Source organism: Bordetella sp. BOR01 (assembly GCF_019218885.1).
GTDB lineage: Bacteria > Pseudomonadota > Gammaproteobacteria > Burkholderiales > Burkholderiaceae_B > Bordetella_A.
Genome location: NZ_JAHUWT010000005.1, coordinates 128,227 through 148,461, shown reverse-complemented (window position 1 = coordinate 148,461; position 20,235 = coordinate 128,227). Strand labels below are relative to the sequence as shown.

The following is a 20,235-nucleotide window of genomic DNA, read 5'->3' as shown; positions in this document are numbered from 1 at the left end:
GCCCGATTTTCCCGGGCGGACCGATATCGATACCATCCGCGCCCGCCCCTTGTCCACGTAGGAGAATGCATTGAACCGTTCCGCCAGATTCCGCACCCTGCTGAAGAAGCCGCCCTTTGTCTGCATGGGCGCACATGACGCCGTCACGGCCATGCTGGCCGAACAGGCGGGCGCACCGGCCATTTATGTCAGCGGATTTGCCGCCTCGGCCATCCTGGCCGGCCAGCCCGACGTGGGCGTGCTGACGCAGACCGAGATGTTCGAGCACATCCGCCGCATCTGCCGCGTGACCACGGTACCCGTATTCGCCGACGCCGATACCGGCTACGGCGGCCTGCTGGACGTGCAGCGCACGATCCGGCTGTGGGAAGAAGCCGGTGCTTCGGTGCTGCACCTGGAAGACCAGGCCGTGCCCAAGAAATGCGGCCACTTCGCCGGCAAGCAGCTGGTATCCAAGGAAGAAATGCAACAGAAGCTGCGCGCCATGCTGGATGCGCGCACCGACCCGGATTTCTTCGTGGTGGCCCGCACCGATGCCATTGCCGTGACCGGATTGGCCGACGCGCTGGACCGCCTGGAAGCCTATGCCGCCGCCGGCGCGGACGGACTGTACGCCGATGCGCCGGAAAGCGTCGACCAGATGCGCGAGATCGTGCGCCGTCTCAAGCCGCTGGGCAAGCCGATTCTCTTCAACATGGCCCGCTCGGGCAAGAGCCCCTACCTGTCGCTTGCGCAAGTGCACGACATCGGCTTTGACTACGCGCTTTGCCCCATCGAGCCGATGTTTGCCATGCACAAGGCGGTCAAGGAAATGATGGAGACGTTCATGCGCGAAGGCTGCGCAACCAATGCCGTCGCCGACCGCCTGACGAGCTTCGACGATTTCAACAGTTTCGTCGGCCTGGACCGGGCCATCGCCCGCGAATCGAAGTACGCAACGAAGTAGGCAGCACCTTTTCTTCCACCCGCGGTACGACACGCGGCGCACGACCCGGCGACCATCGGTACGCCGGCGCAGCGCGCCCACCAGGAGACAAAATCATGAAACAGTGGTTGCCCATTGCAATTCTCGCCCCAGCCCTGGCGCTGGGCGCCGCCGGCGCCCATGCGCAGGGCAGCGATTTCCCCGACCGGCCCGTGACCCTGATCGTGCCCTATTCTCCCGGCGGCGGCAGCGACAACATCGCGCGCGCCACGGCGCAGTTCCTGTCGAACCACTGGAAGCAGTCGGTGGTCGTGGAAAACAAGCCCGGCGCCGACGGGCTGATCGCCACGCGCATGGTCATGCGGGAAAAACCCGACGGCTATACGCTGCTGATATCGATCCCGGCTATCGCTGCGTTGAAGTACATCAACAAGGAATTGCAGGACGATCCGCTGGTCAAGCTGCGCCCGGTCAGCATGCTGGCAACCGGCCCCACCGGCATCGTGGTCAAGGGCAACACCGACATCAAGACCATCGCAGACCTGAAGAAAACCTGCAGCCAGCCGAAGGCCCAGTGCAGCTGGGCCAGCGGCGAACCCTTCACGCTGCTGGCGGGGTCGGGCCTGGTGGACGCGATGGGGCTGAACGGCAAGATGACCAATATCCGCTACGCCGGCACATCGGCCGCCGTCAATGACATCATCGGCGGGCGCGTCACCATGGTGGTGACGGGCACGTCTTCGGTGTTGCCGCACCACAAGGCCGGCACGATGAAGATCCTGGCCGTCAGCAGCGCCCAGCGCCTGCCGCAGATTCCCGACGTGCCCACCTATGCCGAAGAAGGGCTGGGCGAGGTCGAGTTCACCAACAACTGGTATGGGATCTTCGCGCCGGCCGCCACGCCGGATGCGGTGGTCAAGCGCATTGCCGATGCGATGAAGCTTGCGGCCCAGGATCCCGGCGTGCTGAAGGTGCTGCAGCCGCTGTTGATCACGCCGGTGGGCAATACCCCGGAAGAGTTCACCGGCATTGTCGCGCGGGACCAGAAGACAGTGGACAAGCTGTCGGATAGGCTGCAGGCGCAGTAGCGACCTGTTTGAGAACTTTTTGAACGGCAATAGTCATGAGGCAACGGGCTCTTTCGGACGAAATCGTGGAATCGAAAATCCGTCGTCAAGGTCGTCCCACCAAAGCCCCAGCCTCATGCCTATAAACACTTTCTCCGGTGGTGCATCCGTGACATTCGTCACGAGCCTGACCCCGGGCAGGCCCGGAAATTCAAGCAGGGCCACGACGTACGGCAGCCTGCTCTGCACCGCAGGATGGCTCGCATGATGAACGATGGTATAGGTATAGACTTGGCCTTCGTCCGGCGCCTCTACCCATTTGACCTGGACTGAATGGCAGTGCGGGCATATGGGTGTAGGCGGGTGCCGCAACACGCTGCATTCACTGCAGGCCTGGAAAACAAGCCGGTGCTTGCGGCAGTTGTCCCAGAACCCCGTATCGTCCATGTTGGGCTCGACGCCCGGCATATCGGCTGGAAAATAAGCCATCAATTTCTCCCCAAAATGACGCCACTGGTGGGCGATACACCCAAGCCGCCCGTCACCAGGCAAAGCTCGGCATCGTCGATCTGTGTGGTGGATTCGCCGCGTACCTGCCTGACCCCTTCGATCAGCAGGTTCATCCCATGCACGTACGCCTCCGATAGTTGGCCGCCCGAAGTATTGAGCGGAAGAATGCCATCCGGGCGTATATGGCCTTCGGCCACGAATGCGCCGCTCTCGCCGGGACCGCAGAAACCATAATCTTCCAGCGCCATCAGCACCATGCCGCTGAAGTGGTCGTAGATCTGGGCCACATCGATATCCGATGGTTTCAGGCCCGACTTCGCAAAGAGCGTCTTGGCGATACGACGATTATTGGTCGACGCATAATCCTCGTCGGGCATATTGTTGCTGCCCAAGGGGCCAGACCCCCATCCAGGCCCGCTGCCATGGGCCACAGCCACGACATTAACCGGCTTCGAAGGCAGATCGCGCGCGCGCTCTCGCGTCGTCACGATAACGGCGCACGCACCGTCTGTCTCCAGGCAGCAATCGAACAAGCGCAAAGGCTCGGCGATCCAGCGTGAGGCCAGATAGTCTTCCTTGGTCATCGTGCGCCCATGCATGACGGCGTTCGAATTCCTATTGGCATTGGTTCGGGCATTCAGCGCGATCTCTGCCAAGTGATCTTCCGTAATGGGATACAGGTGCATGAAACGCCGCACGACCATGGCAAGCATCTGCGGTGGTGCGAACAACCCGAAGGGGTGTACGAAATTTCCATGCGTGCGCCCTTGCCCGAACCGGCCGAAGCGGCGCGACTGCCCTTGGCACAGCCCTCGGTAGACGACAACGACCTGCGCCTGCCCCGACTCGACCGCTGCGCAAGCCTGCGAGAGTGCCGCAATCGAGCCTCCGCCGCCGCCGCCCCAGACCATGGACGACCAGCGCATTTCTGGCACGCCAAGTGCCACTTGCATCAGTGGTCCTTCGTTGGCATCGTTCGAAAACGACGCGAACCCATCCACGTCTTGGGCCGTCAGGCCCGCGTCGTTCAACGCCGCGGATATCGCCTGCGCGGTAATCTGGAACTGGCTTCTGTCCATGATGCCGCCCCAGCGCGTAAACTCACTTTGCCCGCAGCCCACGATGGTGGCTGCTTTCTCACGACTACCCATTCATAGCTCCTCTTTGCCGGCCTTCCGGCTATTCTGTCCGGCTCGACTTATCTCGCTGGCAAGACATCTTCCCTGCCGACGAAAATCACGCCGGCATCCGCCAGGCACCTGATCTCTTCATCGCTCTTGCCAAGCAGGCTGGCCAGGACATCTCTGGTGGCGTCGCCCAGTTGCGGCGCTGGCCGGATAGGCGGCGCAGGGGTACCAAGCATTCGGGGGGCGACGCTTTGCATCTTGAACGGCCCGATGCGCGGATGGTTCACCGTTACGAACGACTCGCGCGCCTGATAATGGGGATCTTCCATGATTTCCCGAACGCCATAGATCAGGCAATGCGGCTGCTGCGCGGCCTCCAGCCTGGCGCATGCTTCCTTGGCACTCATCGAGCGTACCCATTCGCCGACAACGCCGTTGATCTCAGTCAGGCGTTGCGCGCGAGCGTCATGCAGGGCAAAACGCTCGTCGTTGCACAAGTCTTCCCGTCCCATGGCCCGGCAGAGCCGCTGAAACAGCGCGTCACTTGATACAGTGATCGCGATGAATCGGCCGTCCGCGGTCTCGAAGTGATCGCCCGGAGATGCATTCGGGTTCTCGTTTCCGCGACGCTCGCGTGTGATGCCCAGTTGCTCATAGCAACTGAGCATGGAGTCCGTCAATCGAAACATCGCTTCGTACATGGCGACATCCAGATGCTGGCCCGATCCGCCTCGCGCATCCCGGTGAAACAACGCCATCATGATCGAAAATGCGGCGAATACAGCAGTGCCGTAATCTGCCAGCGCAACACCGGGGCGCACGGGCGGCCGGTCGGCGTATCCGGTAATGTTGAGTATCCCCGAGAACGCCTGGGCCATCCGGTCGTAAGCGGGACGGGCAGCGTACGGACCCGTCTGCCCAAAGCCGGACACACTCGCCACGACCAAGCGCGGATTTATCTTGCTCAATGCCTCGTAAGAGAGGCCCCAGCGGTCCATCGTGCCAGGCCTGAAATTTTCGATCAACACATCGGCATGAACGACAAGCTCATGAATCAGTGCCTTGCCTTCATCCCTGCGTAGATCCAGGCAAACCGACCGTTTGTTGCGGGATTCGACATTCCACCACAGGCTTTCGCCATTGACGTAGGGACCAATAGTGCGCATGGGATCGCCCGAGCCTGGCTGCTCTATCTTGATTACATCGGCACCGAAGTCACCCAGCAAAGTACCGGTGAACGGCCCGGCCAGCATGGTGCCCAGATCGAGCACGCGTACGCCTGCCAGCGGCCCACCTTGATTGCCATTACCCATTTCCTCTCCTTCCCTTGAATATCCCTCTGCTACATGTCCTTGCGGGCCTGCGCCGGCATAGCCTGGATCACCTTTCCCCACTTTTCCAGGTCGAACTGGATCTGGTCTTCCAGCTCTGCAGAAGACATCACCATCGTGTCGTAGCCATGGTTCACCAGGTACCTTTTGATCGCCTCCGAACTGACCGCTTTCGCGACGGAGGCATTCAGCTTGCCTACAATTTCTTTCGGCATTCCAGCGGGACCAAACAGTGCATACCAGCCGGTGACATCGAAATTCTTGTGGGTCTCACCCACTGTCGGCAGGTTCTCGAGCAAGGCATGGCGCTTCACGCCGGTAGTCGCCAGGCCTTTGAGATTGCCCGCCTCGATAAGGGGCACCGAACCGCCCAGCACCATGAATGTGAAATCCACGTGCCCACCCATCAGCGCGGGCGTGATCGGGCCCGAACCTTTGTACTGGATGTCGTTGAACGTAACGTGCGTGTCTTGCGCCAGCAGGGAAATCGCCAGATGCGTTCCGGTTCCCACGCCAGCGGATGCCGCCGCGACACCCCCGGGGCTCGACTTGGCCTTGCTGATCAGCGCTTCGAGAGAATTGACGGGCGATTTCCCGTTCACGACAAGCACATAGGGAAAAGACCCTATCGGTGCAATCGGCGTGAAATCCTTGACAGTGTCGTACGGCAGTTTCGACAAGTACGGGGCGATTGCCATCATGCTGTAAGCGCTCAAGCCGACCGTATATCCGTCTGCCGGTGCATGGGCCAGCTTGGACATGCCGATCGCGCCGCTAGCCCCGGTAGCGTTGACAACCACTACGGGCTGGCCAAGTTCGCCGCCGAGCTTCTCGGCAATGGTCCTGGCTAGCTGGTCGGTGGGACCACCCGCTTCGAATGGCACAATAATGTTGATTGGACGAGTCGGCCATCCGCTGGCTGATGCACTGCCCAACGGTATCGAAAATGCCAATACAGCAGTACCTGCGTGCTTCCACATGGTTGTCTCCCATATAAGCCAACGCTCTATCACGGCATTGGTTTCTCGCTCCGCGACTTCTTGCGTCATCGCCCTCTTCACCCGGCCATGGCGCTCTTCTCTGTGGCGCGAAAGCGCTGCGGCACGTCGATATTGAACAATCGCGCGGCATTCAGGCCGATGATGCGAGCCGTATCGTCCTGCGGCATGCCATAGCCATTGATGACTTCCTGGGAATACGGCCAGGTACCTTCCAGGTGGGGATAATCGTTGCCCCACATGATGCGGTCGATACCTAACAGGCTGCGCAACTCGATGCCGACCGGGTCATCCTGGAAGCTGGCGTGACCGTGTTGCCGAAAGTAGTCGCTGGGCTTTTGCTGCAACTTGGGAGAAACCCAGAAGGCGTGCTTCTCGAATGCTTCATCCATCGCGTTCATCGCGAAAGGCACCCAGCCCGCGCCTGCCTCGACCGTGGCGAACTGGAGCCTGGAGAATCTCTCGAGTACTCCCGATGCGCATAATTCAACGGCGGGCTGCAACACGGTGTTGACCGCATGCACGACATAATTGATGATGGCACCGCCGTAGCCGCTGGAGGTACGCGGGTCTTTGCCGGTTCCGGCATGAAAACAGACCGGCATGCCGATTTCATTCAGCGCGGCCCACATCGGGTCGAAATCCGGGTTGTTGTAGCCGCGCCCGTCTCGCAGCAGCGGGGGAATCATGATCGCGTGAAAGCCCATCCTGGCTGCCCGCTCAATCTCCTTGACTGCAGCATTGACATCCGCGGACGGGATGGCGGCGACAGGAAAGCTGCGCGTGCTGCCGCTGAACGCCTCGTGCACCCAGTCGTTATAAACCGTGCACATCGCATCGTTGTGCTCCGGATCCGGTGATGCCCAGCAAACCAGGCCTTTATTGGGAAACACGATCTCTGCGTCTATGCCGTCATAGTCCATGTCGGCAATGCGCTCCGGCCCGATACCGCCTTGCTGCTGGAACATCGCGCCCTTGGTGCGATCGAGCTGGGGTCTTTGCCCTTCTGACTCACTGCGCTGCTTGAAGTCTGCCACGGACACCTGCTCATTGCGTGGCGCCTCTCGAATCCGCGATGGGCGCAGGCCTTCTACCGAGAACCACTTTCGGCCTTGCTCGTCCACCTTGATCTGAGGCATGCGGTCTTTGAATTTTTCGTCAACACGCTTCACCCAGAGGTCCGGCGGCTCGTTGACGTGGCTATCGGCCGACACCACGAAGTATTCCTTGAGCGTTTCCTTGGCACCCGGTCGTGCGCTCGATGCAGGCGATGTCATAAGTCTCCTCGCTATATGGTCAGATTGGCTGGAATTCTTTAATTGCATAACTGTTATATCAATTTAACATAAATTCCTTGCCCTGCAAGCCCCAATTTCTGGCGTCGAAAAGGGCTCGCCTTTCGAACGCCGCATCGGTCAAGTTATGCTTGCATCCGTCAACTTCACCATGAGCAAGGCAAACCCGTATGGCGACTTCCCGAAAGACCAGCCGTAGCCAAGTAGCTAGCATCGCCAGCCGCGATCTGATTGACAGCCGCCGTCTGTTCTATTTTTTTCATGTCGCCCGCCTGGGCAGCTTCAGTGCCGCAGAAACATTCCTCGACGTAGCCCAGTCCGCAATGAGCCGCCAGATACAGCAACTTGAATCCGAGATTGGCGTGCAGTTGCTGGAGCGCACTGGCCGGGGGGTTGCGCTGACCGAATTCGGCGAGATTCTGTATGAACAAGCAGACGTCATCCTGGAACAGATGGCGTCCACCTTGTCTCAAATCCACATCGCTCGCCGCCGGCCGGCCGGCGAGATCAGCGTGGGGGGCTCGTCGGTCGTCATGGCCCACTACATGCCCGAGATCCTTGCCCGGTTCACGAAGCAATTTCCGAAAGTACGGATAACCGCCGTCCAGGCGCCCACAGGCGATCTGTACGAAAGAGTGACCCAGGGACAAGTGGACGTCGGAGTCGTTTTATACGTCCCCAATTCAAACAAGCTGGTTTCGCAGAAATTGATGGTCGAGCCTTTATTGCTGATCGGCCGCAAGGATCACCCCGCCACCGGCAAGCAAGCCGTTACGCCATCGGCCCTGGCCGAGCTCGATCTGCTGCTGCCCGCTTCTCCTCATGGCATGCGCGAAATGATCGATCAATACTTCGACGCACACGGCATCGAGCCCAAATGCCAGATGCAGATCGACAGTGTCCCGCTCTGCAAAGCCATCGTGCTTGAAAACGATGTCTGCTGCATCATGCCCCAGTCGTCTTTCGAACAAGAGTTCGACCCGGCTTGCTTTTCCAGCGCTCCCTTCCGTCCTGCCATCTACCGGACGATGTATGTCGCCAGCCTGGCCGAACGGGCAAAGCAGCCTTTGGTCGCTGCGCTGACCCGGCATATCGTGGATGTATTCAAGGAACGAAACTGACAGGATCCGCCGTTGCCAGCGGCACGCAGCAACGCGCCCTTGCCTATACAGGGTTTTTCCTACTGCTTTAAAAATATCAATTAGGTATAACTGTCATTCCCATATAGCATTTCTGAAACGGATCGAGACGGCGCCCAGTCAGCCCCAAGGCGGCAAAGACCTGCCGGGCCGGCGTTGGAAGCACTTGTTCGCCGTCCCGCACCAAGAGGAGGATGACAGAATGGCTGCACGTGCCTCAACGCTGTTGGCAAGCCTCGCGCTTGCCTGTGCCACAAGTGTTTCAGCGGCCGATTCATGGCCATCCAAGCCAATTACCTGGATTGTGCCGTTCCCTGCCGGGGGCGCCACCGATATCCTCTCGCGCGCAGCAGCCGAACGACTATCGGCTGCGCTAAATGCACAGGTCGTGGTAGAAAATGTGCCGGGCGCATCAGGCGCGGTGGGATTGGAGCGCTTGAAGCGCTCGGCCCCCGATGGCTATACGGTCGCCACCAGCCCGAACAGCATGCAGGCGGTGCTGCCTTATCTTGCAAGCTCGCCCTTGCCTTTCGACACCATGAAGGACTTCACGCCGCTGGCCGGAATTTCGTCATTTCAGTATGTCATCGACGTCAGTGCGGCTTCACCCTACAAAACTTTGGACGATCTCATCCGCAAGGCGAAAGAATCGCCTGAGTCTATCTCGTTAGGTACAACCGGCATTGGTTCAGGCAGCCATCTTGGTGGAATTCTCCTGGCTCACATGACCGGCGTGAAGTTCAACGACATCCGGTATAAAGGGGGAGCACCGGCGCTGACAGACCTGATGGGAGGCCATATTGACTTCGTCGTCGATCCGGTTGGCGGGTCGCTCGGCTACATTGCATCGGGCAAGCTGCGCGCATTGGCAGCGACAGGCTCGCAACGCATCCAAAAACTTCCGGATGTACCGCTGGTTGCAGAGACAATACCTGGATACGAGCATATGGGCTGGTTCGGCCTATACGGACCAGCCAACTTGCCTGCGAAAATCGTGCAGGCCTATAGCGAAGCCATGGCCAAGGTGCAGAAGGACCCTAAATTTCTCGAGGCCATAGGTAACCTTGCCTACGAACCCATGCCGGCCAGCCCCCAGGAACTCGACAAGCGCCAGCGCGCCGAGCTTGATAATTGGGGCAAAATCTTGACCCAGACCGGGCTTATTGGCAACACCGTTACGGCTGCGCAATCAAACTAGCAGTTCGCCCTGTTCGATCCGGCGTGCCCACCGCCACCGCATAGCGACAAGAAGAAGGGCCCGCACATTTGTGCGGGCCCTTCGTTTTCCCTGCCGTCGGCCTTGCTTTACTTTTTATATATATCAATTTAGCATTTCAGATATAGCAATTTAATTTATATGGAGGCGGCATGAAGCGGTCGACAATGAGCCCCCGCCAGGCAAGCACCACACCGCCGGCGCTTTCGATGCAAGCCCAGCCTGCAGCGGCCTGTGTAGCTTCGCCAGAGGCCGATCATCCTGATGCTTGCCCGCCGCGCCCGGACAAACCCGGTGAAACAGCAATAGACCCACGCGAGTTGCGCAATACGCTTGGGTCCTTTGTCACCGGGGTCACGGTCATTACGACTCTCGATCAAGAGGGAAATCCACAGGGGGTCACCGCCAACTCGTTCAGCTCGGTATCGCTGAATCCCCCGCTGGTTCTATGGAGCCAGTCGCTGAACGCAAAGAGCTTTTCCGCTTTTCGTGACAGCGAGCACTTTGTGGTCAATATCCTTGGCCACCACCAGGTAGAGATTTCCCAACGCTTTGCCAGGACGGGTGAAGACAAGTTTGCTGGCATAAAGACAGTACCCGGCGTCACTGGGTCTCCGGTTCTCGACGACTGCGCGGCATTCCTCGAGTGCCGCAAGATCGCCACCTACCCGGGTGGCGATCACGCCGTCTACGTCGGCGAAGTACTGCGCTTTGCGCGCACAGAGACTCGCCCACTTGCATTCAGCGGCGGCAAATACATGCTGGCCTACGTCCATGACATAGGCAGCGTGGAAAACACCAAGGGCGAAAGCGAGCTGAGGCAGGTGCACGCCCTGCAACTGGCCAACGCGGCGCTGCCGGACATTTGCGGACGTATCGGTGCATCGATTGGCTTGGCTGTATGGGGCAACCGGGGTCCAACCGTGATTCGCTGGGAGCTTTCTGCGCACCCGATATTTAAAGACCTGCACACAGGCTTGGTGGTGTCTCCCATCCTGTCAGCCTGCGGGCAGGTATTTTCGGCCTATTGCAGCAACGATAAAAAGGTCAGTGCCGATATCGAGGCGGCCTTCGTCAGGCTGGAGCACGCAGGCGTCTCAGAGAGGCCTACCCGCGAAGAGTTCCACCGCACACTTGCCGACATCCGGAAGAATGGCGCTTCACAAGTGGCGCCGCCGCGATTCGGCCCGGATATCGCTGCCTGCGCGGCCCCCGTTTTCGACAGGCATGGCCACATGATCATGGCGCTCACGGTGGTGGACTGCAAAGAAAGACTGGGAACCGACCTCGACGGCGCTATCCAGCAGCAGCTGCGCGAAGAGGCCAGAGAGCTCTCGCGCCGTTTAGGCTATTAGCAGGAAGAATGCACATGAAGCCAGAAAGTAGCCGCGCATATCAAGTGCCATGCAGACGCTTCGATCAAGCCCACGACCAAAACCCGCGCCTCGTGGATACCCTGCGACTCTTTTCAAACGAAATCGGCGTTGATCCTACGCTGGCACTGCTGGCTCTCTATGACCACAATGATCGCCTATGGGCCACGTGGCGCGATGAAAAGAGTCGTGCTGCCTGGTCTCTTAGCCTGGACCAGGCGTGGCGGAACAGCGGCGGAGAGATAAAGCCCGTTCACCTTCTGAACGTCTGTGAAGACATCGAATTTGACGATGACGATCTGGACGGATCAGATCCGGATTGAAGCTTGCGCCCCTTGAAACTCAAGGGCCCGCAAAAAATGATGCGCCGCGAAATGGCCCGCCCTACACGATTCGAACGTGTGACCGCTCGCTTAGAAGGCGAGTGCTCTATCCAACTGAGCTAAGGGCGGGTCGCGGGATGGTGCGTATGAGAACGCGCGGCAATTGTACCGTGCCGGGGCGAACCGGCACGCCTTATTGCCCGTCCAGTTCGGCCGCCGTGGATACCCACAGCACCATGGCGTCTTCCGGGCTCAGGCTGATCACCCGGTGGCCCATGCGGCTGTCGATGTAGAAACTTTCGCCGGCCGACAGGCGGGTGGGCTGGTAGAACTCGGTGTGCAGCTCGATTTCGCCGCTGAGTACGTAGACGAACTCTTCGCCGCGGTGGCGGCTCCAGTCGTGGAATTCGCCGAACGAACGTGCCTTGACCCGGGTATAGAACGGCATCATCTGCTTGTGCGACAGCGCGTTGCACAGCAGCCGGTGATCGTAATACGGGGTTTCGTACGAGCGACCTTCTCCCAGTTGGTTGATGGACTGGCGGCCGGTGCCCATGTGGTCGTGCGGAGGCATGAACAACTCGGCGACATCCAGTTCCAGGCCAGCGGCAATTTTCAGCAGGTTGTCGTAAGTGGGCGACAGCAGGCCGTTCTCGATCTTGGACAAGGTCGATGCAGCCACACCGGTGGCCAGCGCGGCCTGCTTCAGGGTCCAGTCGCGTGCCTTGCGCAAATCGCGCAACCGTTGCGCCAGGGCGCTTTGTTTGGTGCTGGGCATGATGGCGTTCCCTAGCCCCTCGACCGCCGCTCGCGCAGCCGGTCGCGCACCTGGTAGGACCAATACGTCAACTGCACGGCCGCGGTACCCAGCGGCCCGCCGTTCCAGTCCAGGCCGAACGGGGCGAACTGGCGGTAGCGCTCGCTGTCGCCGCATATGCCTTCGGCCACCACCCGGCCGCCGATGGCGGTGGTGTTCATGCCATGGCCGCCGAACGCGGTGCAATGCCAGACGCCGGGCTGCAGGCGGCCGATCTGCGGCATCAAGTGGCGGGCGTAGGCCATGCGGCCCGACCAGGCCACGTCGACCTTTACGCCGGCCAACTGCGGATACACCGACAGCAGTTCGGCGCGCAGCGATGCGGCCAGGTCGGGGGGGTCGTCGATGCGCGTCGTGATGTGGCTGCCCCAGCTGATACGCCCGCCTTCGACCACGCGGTAGTAATTGCCCGCGCGCCGCGTATCGCCGATGGCGGCATCTGTGCGGATGGCCTCGCGCACGCGCTCGCCCAGCGGCTCGGTCAGCATGATGTAGGTGGCGATGGGCAGCATGGCGCGGCGCAGGGCGGGAACCAGGCCACCGGTATAGCCGCCGGTGGCGACCAGCACGGTTTGCGCCTCGACCGAACCGTCGGGCGTTGCCAGGCGCTTGACCGCGCCCGCCAGGCTGGCCGAGCGCACCGGCGAATCTTCATGAATGCGCACCCCCAGCCGCACGCATTCGCGCGCCAGGGCGCGAGCGTAGTTGAGCGGATGGAAATGAAACGAATCCGGGTCGTATATGCCCTGGAAATAAGCATCCGAGCGCAGCAGTTCGCGCACTTCCCCGCGCTCGAGCAGGCGTACCTGGCGTCCGAAGCGGCGCTGCTCGTCGCAATAGCGGCGCAGCTCGTCGGCATCGTCATAGCGCAGCACGCGCAGGCGGCCATCGACCTTGTGGGCGTCGGCGATGGCCAGGTCGCGGATATTGCCGCGGATGATGTCCACGCCTTCGATGGACAGGCGGTACAGATCGTCGTAGCCGGCCTGGCCGACGCGCCGCCGGATCAGGTCGGCGCCGGCCGAGTACGCCGGCGATACCGAGCCACCATTGCGGCCGGATGCGCCCCACCCCACCCGGCAGGCTTCCAGCAATGTGACCTGGCGGCCGCGGCGGGCCAGTTCCAGCGCGGCGCTCAGGCCGGCCAGCCCGCCGCCGACGACGCAGACATCGGTGCTGGCCGGCCCGGCCAGCGCGCTGTAGCGGGTATGCGCATCGCCCAGCGTGCGCTTGTAGAACGTATCGATGTACTCGGAGGCCATGGTGGCTGCAATGAGAACAGGCTGGCGAAATGCGCCAGGGCTAGGGCCGGTTGGCAGGCCCTAGGCCAGGGAAGCAGGCGCCACCGAACCGGCGACGCGTTTTTCAACCCAGTTGGCCAGGCGCAACAAGGGATAGCAGTATATGAAATAGATCAGCGCGATCAGGGCATAGATGAACAGGGATTTGCTGGGATACGTGATCATGAACACTTCGCCCTGGCGCGTCAGTTCGGTAATGCCCACCACCGACAAGATGGCGGTGCTCTTGATCAGCATGACGTATACGCCGCTCATGGGTTGCACGATCAGGCGCATGGCCTGGGGCAGGACCACCAGCCGCAGGGTCTGCAGCGGCCGCAGCCCCAGCGTCATGGCGCCTTCGGTCTGGCCGCGCGGCACCGCCTGGATGGCCCCCATGACGATCTCGGCCACGTAGCTCGACGTATACACCGACAGCGACACGAAAGCCGCCGTGCCCGAATCCCACTCCAGCCACGACACGCCGGTGCTGGGCAGCACGAAATAGCACAGATACAGCTGCACCAGGAACGGCGTGCCGCGCAGGATGTGGATGTACAGGCCCAGCACCTGGTGCACCGCCCGGATGCGATAGCTGCGCACCACCCCGATCACGAAGCCCAGGGCCGAGCCGGCGATAATGGCCAGCAACGAGATTTTCAGCGTTTCCAGGAAACCCTTCAGCAGGAAGGGCATGACTGTTACCGCGGTGGCCCAATAGTCGTGCAGCATGATTACCTCGCGTTCCAGGCCGGGCCCGCCAGCCACAGGCTGACCAGCCGCGACAACCCCAGCATGCAGGCGTAGATCAGCAAGTACCCGGCCGCAATGGTCAGGAAACTTTCATTGGGCACGATGCGCTCGCTGTTCATCAGCACACCGGCGGCTACCAGCTCGAACACGGCGATCAACGACAGCAGCGACGTGTCCTTGATCAGCACCGCCGTCTGGCCCAGCAGCGGCGGCAGGGTATTGGCGAAGGCCTGCGGCAATACCACGTAGCGCAGCCGGCTTCGGAAATTCATGCCCACCGCCTTGGCGCCTTCGATCTGGCCGCGCGGAACCGACTGGATGCCGACGCGGACGATCTCGCTCATGTAGGCGGTGTGGTGCAAGGTCAGCGCCACAATCCCCAGGATCAACTCGCTCCAGGACTTGGCCGCCGGAATGATATAGGGCAGCGCGTAGTACACCAGGTAGATCTGCACCAGCAAGGGCGTGGCACGGATGAACTGGATATAGCCCGCGGCCGGCCGCCAGGCCGGCGCGCGGCTGGACATGCGCGCCAGCGCCACCAGCACGCCCAGGGCCACCGAGCACACCAGGCTGACCCCGGCGGCGATCAGCGTATTGGCCAGCCCGTCGGCGAACTGGTCCACATACTGGCCGACGATGCGCCAGTTGTAGTAGTCGATCAGCCAATTCATGGACTCAGGCCGCCATCAATGCTCTTTTTTCCAATCGGTCGAATACCAGTACTTGACCATCTCTGGCAGCGAGTTGTCGGCGGTGCGCAGTTCGCGCCAGTTATCCAGCCAGAACTTCAGGCGATAGGCATCGGGGGCCACGGCGAAGGCCAGCGGCTCGCGCACCATCACGCCATCGAGCACACGCAGATTCTTGAAGTCGACCACGAACTGGTTGGCCGTGCTCAAGGCCATCACGCCGGCGTCGAGCCGACCGCTGGACAAGGCCTGGCCCACCGGCGCGCTGCCGCCCGAGAATTCCTTCAGGTTCGCCTGGGGCAGCAGCCTGCGGGTGGCTTCCGCATAAGTGCTGGCACCGAGCGCGCCAATGGTGACGTCGCTCTTGTTCAACTCGGTGAAGCTCTTGTAAGGGGAATCGTTGGGCACCACCGCCACGGTTTCGGCATAGAACATCGGCGCCGAGAACAGGATCTGCGCGGCGCGCTGCGGCGTGGGCGTCATGTCGGCGGCGATCATGTCGGCCTTGCCCGACAGCAAGGCGGGGATCAGGCCCTTCCATTCGTAGTCCTGCAGCACCAGCTTCACGCCCAGGTCGTCGGCCATGCGGCGCACGATTTCCACCGCCAGGCCGGTGCGCTTGCCCGATTTGTCCATGAAGCTCATCAGCGGCCCCGAGGTCTGCACGGCCACGCGCAGTTCGCCGCGCTTCAGGATGTCCGACAGGCCATCCGCGCGGGCGGCCGTGGTGACGCAGGCGGCAGTCAGGGCCAGCGTGGCGACACCTAGCCATTGTTTGAGTTTCTGCATGTTGAGTACCCTCTTTAACGATGTGAAGCCGTCCGGGCCGGACGACGCCGGACGGTAATGCCCATACCACCACAACGACTGCGGGGCCGCGCCACGCCCGGAGCGTGCGCGGGTGCTACAGAATCTTGTCCAGGAATGCCTGCGTGCGCGCGTGGCGCGGATGGCGAAACAAGGTGTCGGGACTACCCTCTTCGACGATGCGGCCCTCATCCATGAACAAGGCACGGTCGGCCACGTCGCGCGCGAAGCCCATTTCATGGGTGACCACCGCCATGGTCATGCCATCGCGGGCCAGCTCGCGCATCAAGTCCAGGATGCCGCCTACGGTTTCGGGGTCGAGCGCCGAGGTTGCCTCGTCGAACAGCATCAGCTTCGGGTCCATGGCCAGCGCGCGGGCAATGGCCACGCGCTGCTGCTGCCCACCGGACAGCTGGCTGGGATAACGGGCGCCGAATTCGGCCATGCCCACGCGATCCAGCAGCGACTGTGCATAGCGGTCGGCCTCGGCGCGGCCGCGCTTGCGCACCACGCGCTGGGGCAGCGCCACATTATCCAGCGCGGTACGGTGGTGGAACAGGTTGAAATGCTGGAACACCATGCCCACTTCGGTACGCCAGCGATTCAGGTCGGTGGCGGCATCGCCGATGGACACGCCGTCGATGCGGATGTCGCCGGCGTCAATGGACTCAAGGCCGTTCAGGGTGCGCAGCAGCGTGCTCTTGCCCGAGCCCGAGGGGCCCACCACGACCAGGACTTCGCCGCGTTCGATGCGGCAATGAATGTCGGTCAGGGCCGCATGCGGCGGCTGACCTTCGCGATGGAAAGTCTTGTGTACCGATTCGACAACGACCAAAGGTTCCGGCATGGGGCTGCAATCTCAAAAAGATTTCGCATTTGGCGTCAGAGTTTCGTATAGTAAATTTTTCTGCGGGAATTCCACCTAGGCTTTTCCCTAACGCATTCGCTGATGCACGCTCGTCAATCGCTGCCTGCCCCAAGGAGAGTACCGATGAATACCCCCCAAGACATCCTGCGTGCCCTGGGCCTGAACGAGGCCGCCTTGCAGGGCGGCACACTGGCGGCCTGCAGCCCCATCGACGGTGCGCGCCTGGCGCAGGTAGCCGAGCACAGCGTGGCGCAGGCGCATGCGGCCATCACCCGCGCCCGCCAGGCCAGCCAGGCATGGCGGCTGGTGCCGGCGCCGCGCCGCGGCGAACTGGTACGCCTGTTCGGCGACACGCTGCGCCGCCACAAGCAGGACCTGGGGCGCTTGGTATCGCTGGAGGCCGGCAAGATCCTGGCCGAAGGCGAAGGCGAAGTGCAGGAAATGATCGACATCTGCGACTTCGCGCTGGGCCTGTCGCGCCAGTTGTACGGGCTGACCATCGCCTCCGAGCGGCCCGGCCATCGCATGATGGAAACCTGGCATCCGCTGGGCGTGGTGGGCGTCATCAGCGCATTCAACTTCCCCGTGGCAGTCTGGTCCTGGAATACGGCACTGGCCCTGGTCTGCGGCAACGCCGTGGTCTGGAAGCCGTCCGAGAAAACTCCATTGACGGCGCTGGCCTGCCAGGCTTTGTTCGCGCAGGCCGTGCAACAGTTCGGCGATGCGCCTCCGGGCCTGCTGGAAGTGCTGATCGGCGGCCGGCAAGTCGGCGAGGCGCTGGTCGATTCCCACGACGTGGCGCTGGTATCGGCCACCGGCTCGACACGCATGGGGCGCCAGGTAGGGCCACGGGTCGCGCAGCGCTTCGGCAGGGTGCTGCTGGAACTGGGCGGCAACAACGCCATCATCGTGGCGCCCTCGGCCGACCTGGATATGGCGGCGCGCGGCATTGTGTTCGGCGCCATCGGCACGGCGGGCCAGCGCTGCACCACCACGCGCCGCCTGATCGTGCATGAAAGCGTGGGCGACGACCTGCTGGCGCGCCTGCACGCGGCATACGCCAGCGCGCGCATCGGCAATCCGCTGGATGCCGGCACGCTGGTGGGCCCGCTGATCGACCGCGCCGCGTTCGATGCGATGCAACAGGCCTTGCAGGCCGCGCGCGAACAGGGCGGCCGCGTCACCGGCGGCGAACGCGTCCTGGACGATGCATACCCCGACGCCTGGTACGTGCGTCCCGCCATTGTCGAGATGCCCGGCCAGACCGATGTGGTGTGCCACGAGACCTTCGCGCCCATCCTGTACGTGATGCGCTACGGCAGTTTCGAGCAGGCCCTGTCCATGCACAACGGCGTGCCACAAGGCCTGTCGTCGGCGATTTTCACCAATGATCTGCGCGAGGCCGAGGCCTTCCTGTCGGCGGCGGGCTCGGATTGCGGGATAGCCAACGTCAACATCGGCACATCGGGCGCCGAGATCGGTGGCGCCTTCGGTGGCGAGAAAGAAACCGGCGGCGGCCGCGAATCGGGCTCGGACGCCTGGAAGAACTACATGCGGCGCGCCACCAACACCATCAACTACTCGCGCGAGCTACCGCTGGCCCAGGGCATCAAGTTCGGCGACTAGGCTGCCGGGCGGCGCGCCTTGGGCCGCCTGGACCGCGTCGCAATGGTTTACATGCAGTTGCCTGGGCCCCCGGTGGCGGTGCTACAGTGCGTCGTCAACATTTACCTGCATGATCATGCTCTCGTACCCTGCCTCCCTGATTTCTTCGCCGCTGCGCGCCCTGATCCTGGCAGCGCTGCTGGGAACCGCGGCGCCAGCCGCCGCGGGCATCACCTATCAGCTGGAACGACCGTCCGCCGCGCCCGGCGAGACCGTGCGCATACAGGCGGTGTTCTTCAACGACGGCGGTTCCGTGGCCCGCTGGCAGCCGCCCGCCCAGATGGTGGTGCAATGGCGCAGCCCCGACGGCACCATCGTGCGCAGCCTGGCCATGCTGGCCAGCCAGCACTCGTCGCTGAGCGTTCCCGTGAACAATTTCGCCCGGGTGGCCTGGAGCACTGTCGTGCCAAGGCATGCCAAGGGGCTGCAGGCGCTTTCGATAGAAGGCGAATCCATCATGATGGCGCTGGATGTATCGGGCCGCGATAGCGGCACGCTGGCCAGCACGCCGGCCCAGGGCCCGGTAGTCGACGCAAGCACCGGCGAGCCGGTACCGGTGGCCGAAGTAACTGCCGCGGGCGCGCAGCCCGATGCGGGCCCTGCCCCCACCGAAGCGGCACAGGCGGAATGGCAGGCCCTGCCCACGGGCTTCGACTCGTTCCGCAGCGCGCTTTCCGAATACAAGCCCATGTATTTCGCCGTGGGCACGCGCGGCGAGACCACGGCGCGCTTCCAGATCAGCGCCAAGTACCGCCTGTTCAATCCGCCGGCCGGCCGCGAGGCGTCATTCGGCGAGAACTTCTACCTGGGTTATACCCAGGTCTCGCTGTGGGACCTGGAAGGCGATTCGAAACCCTTCATCGATACCACCTTCAATCCCAGCGTGTTCTGGCTGTCCGACAATATGTGGACCTCGCCCGAGCAGAATTGGCGCCTGGGCCTGAATACCGGGGTCGAGCACATGTCCAACGGCAAGGATGGCGAAGATTCGCGCTCGCTCAATGACGCCTACATACAGCCGGCCATCAACTACCGCTTCGACGGCGGCAGCACCCTGACCTTCGCGCCCAAGGTCAAAGCCTACTTCGCCGTGGCCAACGAGAACTCCGACTACCGGGACTACGCCGGCTTCGTGGACTGGAACCTGCGCTGGGCCCAGGACAACGGCGCGGTGGTCTCGGCCATGTATCGCCAGGGCGCCAGCCGGCACCGCACCACGCAGCTCGATTTCGCCTGGCCGCTGCGCCGCACGTTCCTGAACATGAACGGATACCTGCACCTGCAGTACTTCAACGGCTATGGCGAAACGCTGTTGGGCTACAACCAGCGCAACGAATCGCAGTTCCGCATCGGCCTGTCGATAGTGCCCTGACCTCGCCCACGGAACCGCCATGTACTTCGACCTGTCCGCCCTGCCCGGCCGCAACGCCTACAAACTGATGACGTCGACCATCGTGCCGCGCCCGATCGCCTGGGTGGTCAGCCAGGACGACCAGGGCCGCAACAACGCCGCGCCGTTCTCGTTCTTTGGCGCCATGTCGGGCGATCCGCCCATCGTGTGCCTGGGCGTCGGTTCGCGGGCCGACGGCCCCAAGGACACCGGCGCCAACCTGCAGGCCGGCGCGGGCTTCGTGATCAACATGGTGTCATCGGCGCTGCTGCGGCACATGAACGTCACGGCCATCGACTTCGCGCCGGGCATCGATGAATTGCAGGCCGCCGGACTGGCGATCGCCGCCTCGCACAAGGTGGCGCCGCCGCGCATCGCCGACAGCCCCGTCTCGATGGAATGCCGCGTACGCCAACTGGTGGACGTGGCCGCTCATCGTCGCATCGTGGTGGCCGAGATATTGGCCATCCATGTACGCGACGACGCGGTGCTGGACGCCCAGCGCTGCTATATCGACACGCCGCGGCTCGACCTGGTGGGCCGCATGCATGGCGGCGGCTGGTACAGCATCCAGGACAACCTGATGGAACTGCCGCGCCTGACCGAAGCCGCCTGGCGCGACGGCGGGCCATCAGGCAATTAGCCCCCCAGGCATTTGC

The 20,235-nt window shown here is 62.4% G+C and carries 21 protein-coding genes and 1 tRNA gene; 10 read left to right on the top strand and 12 right to left on the bottom strand.

Annotated elements, in window-relative coordinates; genetic code table 11:
- Positions 1-70: 70 nt before the first annotated feature.
- The gene (locus KW845_RS26070) at positions 71-946 is read left to right on the top strand and encodes an oxaloacetate decarboxylase (RefSeq protein WP_218372309.1); all 876 of its coding nucleotides are present in this window, start codon (positions 71-73) and stop codon (positions 944-946) included.
- Positions 947-1,041: 95 nt separating this feature from the next.
- Positions 1,042-2,013 (top strand): tripartite tricarboxylate transporter substrate binding protein, encoded by a 972-nt coding sequence (locus KW845_RS26065; RefSeq protein WP_218372308.1) that lies wholly within the window; start codon positions 1,042-1,044, stop codon positions 2,011-2,013.
- Between the two features lie 33 nt (positions 2,014-2,046).
- Here the strand turns inward: KW845_RS26065 and KW845_RS26060 are convergent, their stop codons facing one another.
- From KW845_RS26060 to KW845_RS26040, 5 genes are read right to left on the bottom strand one after another with little or no spacing between them, the layout of a single operon-like run.
- Positions 2,047-2,481, bottom strand: a complete 435-nt coding sequence (locus KW845_RS26060) for a Zn-ribbon domain-containing OB-fold protein (protein WP_218372307.1) — start codon at positions 2,479-2,481, stop codon at positions 2,047-2,049.
- Positions 2,481-3,653, bottom strand: coding sequence for an acetyl-CoA acetyltransferase (locus KW845_RS26055; RefSeq protein WP_218372306.1), 1,173 nt, complete (start codon positions 3,651-3,653; stop codon positions 2,481-2,483). The genes KW845_RS26060 and KW845_RS26055 overlap by 1 nt, the downstream gene beginning before the upstream one ends.
- A 47-nt stretch (positions 3,654-3,700) precedes the next feature.
- On the bottom strand, positions 3,701-4,942 hold the full coding sequence (locus KW845_RS26050) for a CaiB/BaiF CoA-transferase family protein (protein ID WP_218372305.1): 1,242 nt from the start codon (positions 4,940-4,942) through the stop codon (positions 3,701-3,703).
- A 29-nt stretch (positions 4,943-4,971) separates the two neighbouring features.
- Positions 4,972-6,009 carry a tripartite tricarboxylate transporter substrate binding protein gene (locus KW845_RS26045; RefSeq protein ID WP_218372304.1) on the bottom strand — a complete coding sequence of 346 codons (1,038 nt, stop codon included), beginning with the start codon at positions 6,007-6,009 and terminating at the stop codon, positions 4,972-4,974.
- 8 nt (positions 6,010-6,017) lie between these two features.
- The gene (locus KW845_RS26040; protein ID WP_218372303.1) at positions 6,018-7,235 is read right to left on the bottom strand and encodes an amidohydrolase family protein; all 1,218 of its coding nucleotides are present in this window, start codon (positions 7,233-7,235) and stop codon (positions 6,018-6,020) included.
- Between the two features lie 188 nt (positions 7,236-7,423).
- Here KW845_RS26040 and KW845_RS26035 point away from each other — a divergent pair, with 188 nt between their 5' ends.
- The 5 genes from KW845_RS26035 to KW845_RS26015 all read left to right on the top strand — a co-directional run bounded on the left by KW845_RS26035 (position 7,424) and on the right by KW845_RS26015 (position 11,304).
- Complete coding sequence (locus KW845_RS26035) at positions 7,424-8,374, top strand: LysR family transcriptional regulator (protein WP_218372302.1); 951 nt, start codon at positions 7,424-7,426, stop codon at positions 8,372-8,374.
- Between the two features lie 220 nt (positions 8,375-8,594).
- Entirely contained in the window at positions 8,595-9,590 is a 996-nt protein-coding gene (locus KW845_RS26030) for a tripartite tricarboxylate transporter substrate binding protein (protein WP_218372301.1), read from the top strand.
- A gap of 68 nt (positions 9,591-9,658) precedes the next feature.
- Positions 9,659-9,736: a hypothetical protein gene (locus KW845_RS29770; RefSeq protein ID WP_218372552.1), complete on the top strand. Its 78-nt coding sequence runs from the start codon at positions 9,659-9,661 to the stop codon at positions 9,734-9,736.
- A gap of 24 nt (positions 9,737-9,760) precedes the next feature.
- Complete coding sequence (locus tag KW845_RS26020; RefSeq protein WP_218372300.1) at positions 9,761-10,963, top strand: flavin reductase; 1,203 nt, start codon at positions 9,761-9,763, stop codon at positions 10,961-10,963.
- 14 nt (positions 10,964-10,977) lie between these two features.
- A complete protein-coding gene (locus tag KW845_RS26015) occupies positions 10,978-11,304 on the top strand; it encodes a hypothetical protein (protein WP_218372299.1) in 327 nt (108 codons plus the stop codon).
- 52 nt (positions 11,305-11,356) lie between these two features.
- Here KW845_RS26015 and KW845_RS26010 read toward each other — a convergent pair.
- The 7 genes from KW845_RS26010 to KW845_RS25980 form a co-directional block, all read right to left on the bottom strand.
- Positions 11,357-11,433 (bottom strand) — tRNA-Arg (locus KW845_RS26010).
- 64 nt (positions 11,434-11,497) lie between these two features.
- Complete coding sequence (locus KW845_RS26005) at positions 11,498-12,082, bottom strand: helix-turn-helix domain-containing protein (protein ID WP_218372298.1); 585 nt, start codon at positions 12,080-12,082, stop codon at positions 11,498-11,500.
- Between the two features lie 11 nt (positions 12,083-12,093).
- Positions 12,094-13,383 carry an FAD-binding oxidoreductase gene (locus KW845_RS26000; protein WP_218372297.1) on the bottom strand — a complete coding sequence of 430 codons (1,290 nt, stop codon included), beginning with the start codon at positions 13,381-13,383 and terminating at the stop codon, positions 12,094-12,096.
- 60 nt (positions 13,384-13,443) lie between these two features.
- A complete protein-coding gene (locus tag KW845_RS25995) occupies positions 13,444-14,133 on the bottom strand; it encodes an amino acid ABC transporter permease (protein ID WP_218372296.1) in 690 nt (229 codons plus the stop codon).
- Between the two features lie 2 nt (positions 14,134-14,135).
- A complete protein-coding gene (locus tag KW845_RS25990) occupies positions 14,136-14,828 on the bottom strand; it encodes an amino acid ABC transporter permease (RefSeq protein ID WP_218372295.1) in 693 nt (230 codons plus the stop codon).
- A 15-nt stretch (positions 14,829-14,843) separates the two neighbouring features.
- Entirely contained in the window at positions 14,844-15,635 is a 792-nt protein-coding gene (locus KW845_RS25985; protein WP_218372294.1) for an ABC transporter substrate-binding protein, read from the bottom strand.
- Between the two features lie 115 nt (positions 15,636-15,750).
- Positions 15,751-16,500: an amino acid ABC transporter ATP-binding protein gene (locus KW845_RS25980; protein ID WP_304502408.1), complete on the bottom strand. Its 750-nt coding sequence runs from the start codon at positions 16,498-16,500 to the stop codon at positions 15,751-15,753.
- A gap of 144 nt (positions 16,501-16,644) precedes the next feature.
- Between KW845_RS25980 and KW845_RS25975 the strand changes: the two genes are divergently transcribed.
- The 3 genes from KW845_RS25975 (at position 16,645) to KW845_RS25965 (ending at position 20,219) form a co-directional block, all read left to right on the top strand.
- Positions 16,645-18,147: an aldehyde dehydrogenase family protein gene (locus tag KW845_RS25975; protein WP_218372293.1), complete on the top strand. Its 1,503-nt coding sequence runs from the start codon at positions 16,645-16,647 to the stop codon at positions 18,145-18,147.
- 115 nt (positions 18,148-18,262) lie between these two features.
- Positions 18,263-19,558, top strand: a complete 1,296-nt coding sequence (locus KW845_RS25970) for a phospholipase A (RefSeq protein WP_218372550.1) — start codon at positions 18,263-18,265, stop codon at positions 19,556-19,558.
- A 19-nt stretch (positions 19,559-19,577) separates the two neighbouring features.
- Positions 19,578-20,219, top strand: coding sequence for a flavin reductase family protein (locus KW845_RS25965; RefSeq protein ID WP_218372292.1), 642 nt, complete (start codon positions 19,578-19,580; stop codon positions 20,217-20,219).
- Positions 20,220-20,235: the final 16 nt, after the last annotated feature.

Bases quoted from the DNA above. Each gene is read 5' to 3' on its own strand.
- KW845_RS26065 (WP_218372308.1), top strand. From the start codon at position 1,042: ATGAAACAGTGGTTGCCCATTGCAATTCTCGCCCCAGCCCTGGCGCTG.
- KW845_RS26060 (WP_218372307.1), bottom strand. From the start codon at position 2,481: ATGGCTTATTTTCCAGCCGATATGCCGGGCGTCGAGCCCAACATGGAC.
- KW845_RS26055 (WP_218372306.1), bottom strand. From the start codon at position 3,653: ATGGGTAGTCGTGAGAAAGCAGCCACCATCGTGGGCTGCGGGCAAAGT.
- KW845_RS26050 (WP_218372305.1), bottom strand. From the start codon at position 4,942: ATGGGTAATGGCAATCAAGGTGGGCCGCTGGCAGGCGTACGCGTGCTC.
- KW845_RS26045 (WP_218372304.1), bottom strand. From the start codon at position 6,009: ATGACGCAAGAAGTCGCGGAGCGAGAAACCAATGCCGTGATAGAGCGT.
- KW845_RS26040 (WP_218372303.1), bottom strand. From the start codon at position 7,235: ATGACATCGCCTGCATCGAGCGCACGACCGGGTGCCAAGGAAACGCTC.
- KW845_RS26035 (WP_218372302.1), top strand. From the start codon at position 7,424: ATGGCGACTTCCCGAAAGACCAGCCGTAGCCAAGTAGCTAGCATCGCC.
- KW845_RS26030 (WP_218372301.1), top strand. From the start codon at position 8,595: ATGGCTGCACGTGCCTCAACGCTGTTGGCAAGCCTCGCGCTTGCCTGT.
- KW845_RS26020 (WP_218372300.1), top strand. From the start codon at position 9,761: ATGAAGCGGTCGACAATGAGCCCCCGCCAGGCAAGCACCACACCGCCG.
- KW845_RS26015 (WP_218372299.1), top strand. From the start codon at position 10,978: ATGAAGCCAGAAAGTAGCCGCGCATATCAAGTGCCATGCAGACGCTTC.
- KW845_RS26005 (WP_218372298.1), bottom strand. From the start codon at position 12,082: ATGCCCAGCACCAAACAAAGCGCCCTGGCGCAACGGTTGCGCGATTTG.
- KW845_RS26000 (WP_218372297.1), bottom strand. From the start codon at position 13,383: ATGGCCTCCGAGTACATCGATACGTTCTACAAGCGCACGCTGGGCGAT.
- KW845_RS25995 (WP_218372296.1), bottom strand. From the start codon at position 14,133: ATGCTGCACGACTATTGGGCCACCGCGGTAACAGTCATGCCCTTCCTG.
- KW845_RS25990 (WP_218372295.1), bottom strand. From the start codon at position 14,828: ATGAATTGGCTGATCGACTACTACAACTGGCGCATCGTCGGCCAGTAT.
- KW845_RS25985 (WP_218372294.1), bottom strand. From the start codon at position 15,635: ATGCAGAAACTCAAACAATGGCTAGGTGTCGCCACGCTGGCCCTGACT.
- KW845_RS25980 (WP_304502408.1), bottom strand. From the start codon at position 16,500: ATGCCGGAACCTTTGGTCGTTGTCGAATCGGTACACAAGACTTTCCAT.
- KW845_RS25975 (WP_218372293.1), top strand. From the start codon at position 16,645: ATGAATACCCCCCAAGACATCCTGCGTGCCCTGGGCCTGAACGAGGCC.
- KW845_RS25970 (WP_218372550.1), top strand. From the start codon at position 18,263: ATGCTCTCGTACCCTGCCTCCCTGATTTCTTCGCCGCTGCGCGCCCTG.
- KW845_RS25965 (WP_218372292.1), top strand. From the start codon at position 19,578: ATGTACTTCGACCTGTCCGCCCTGCCCGGCCGCAACGCCTACAAACTG.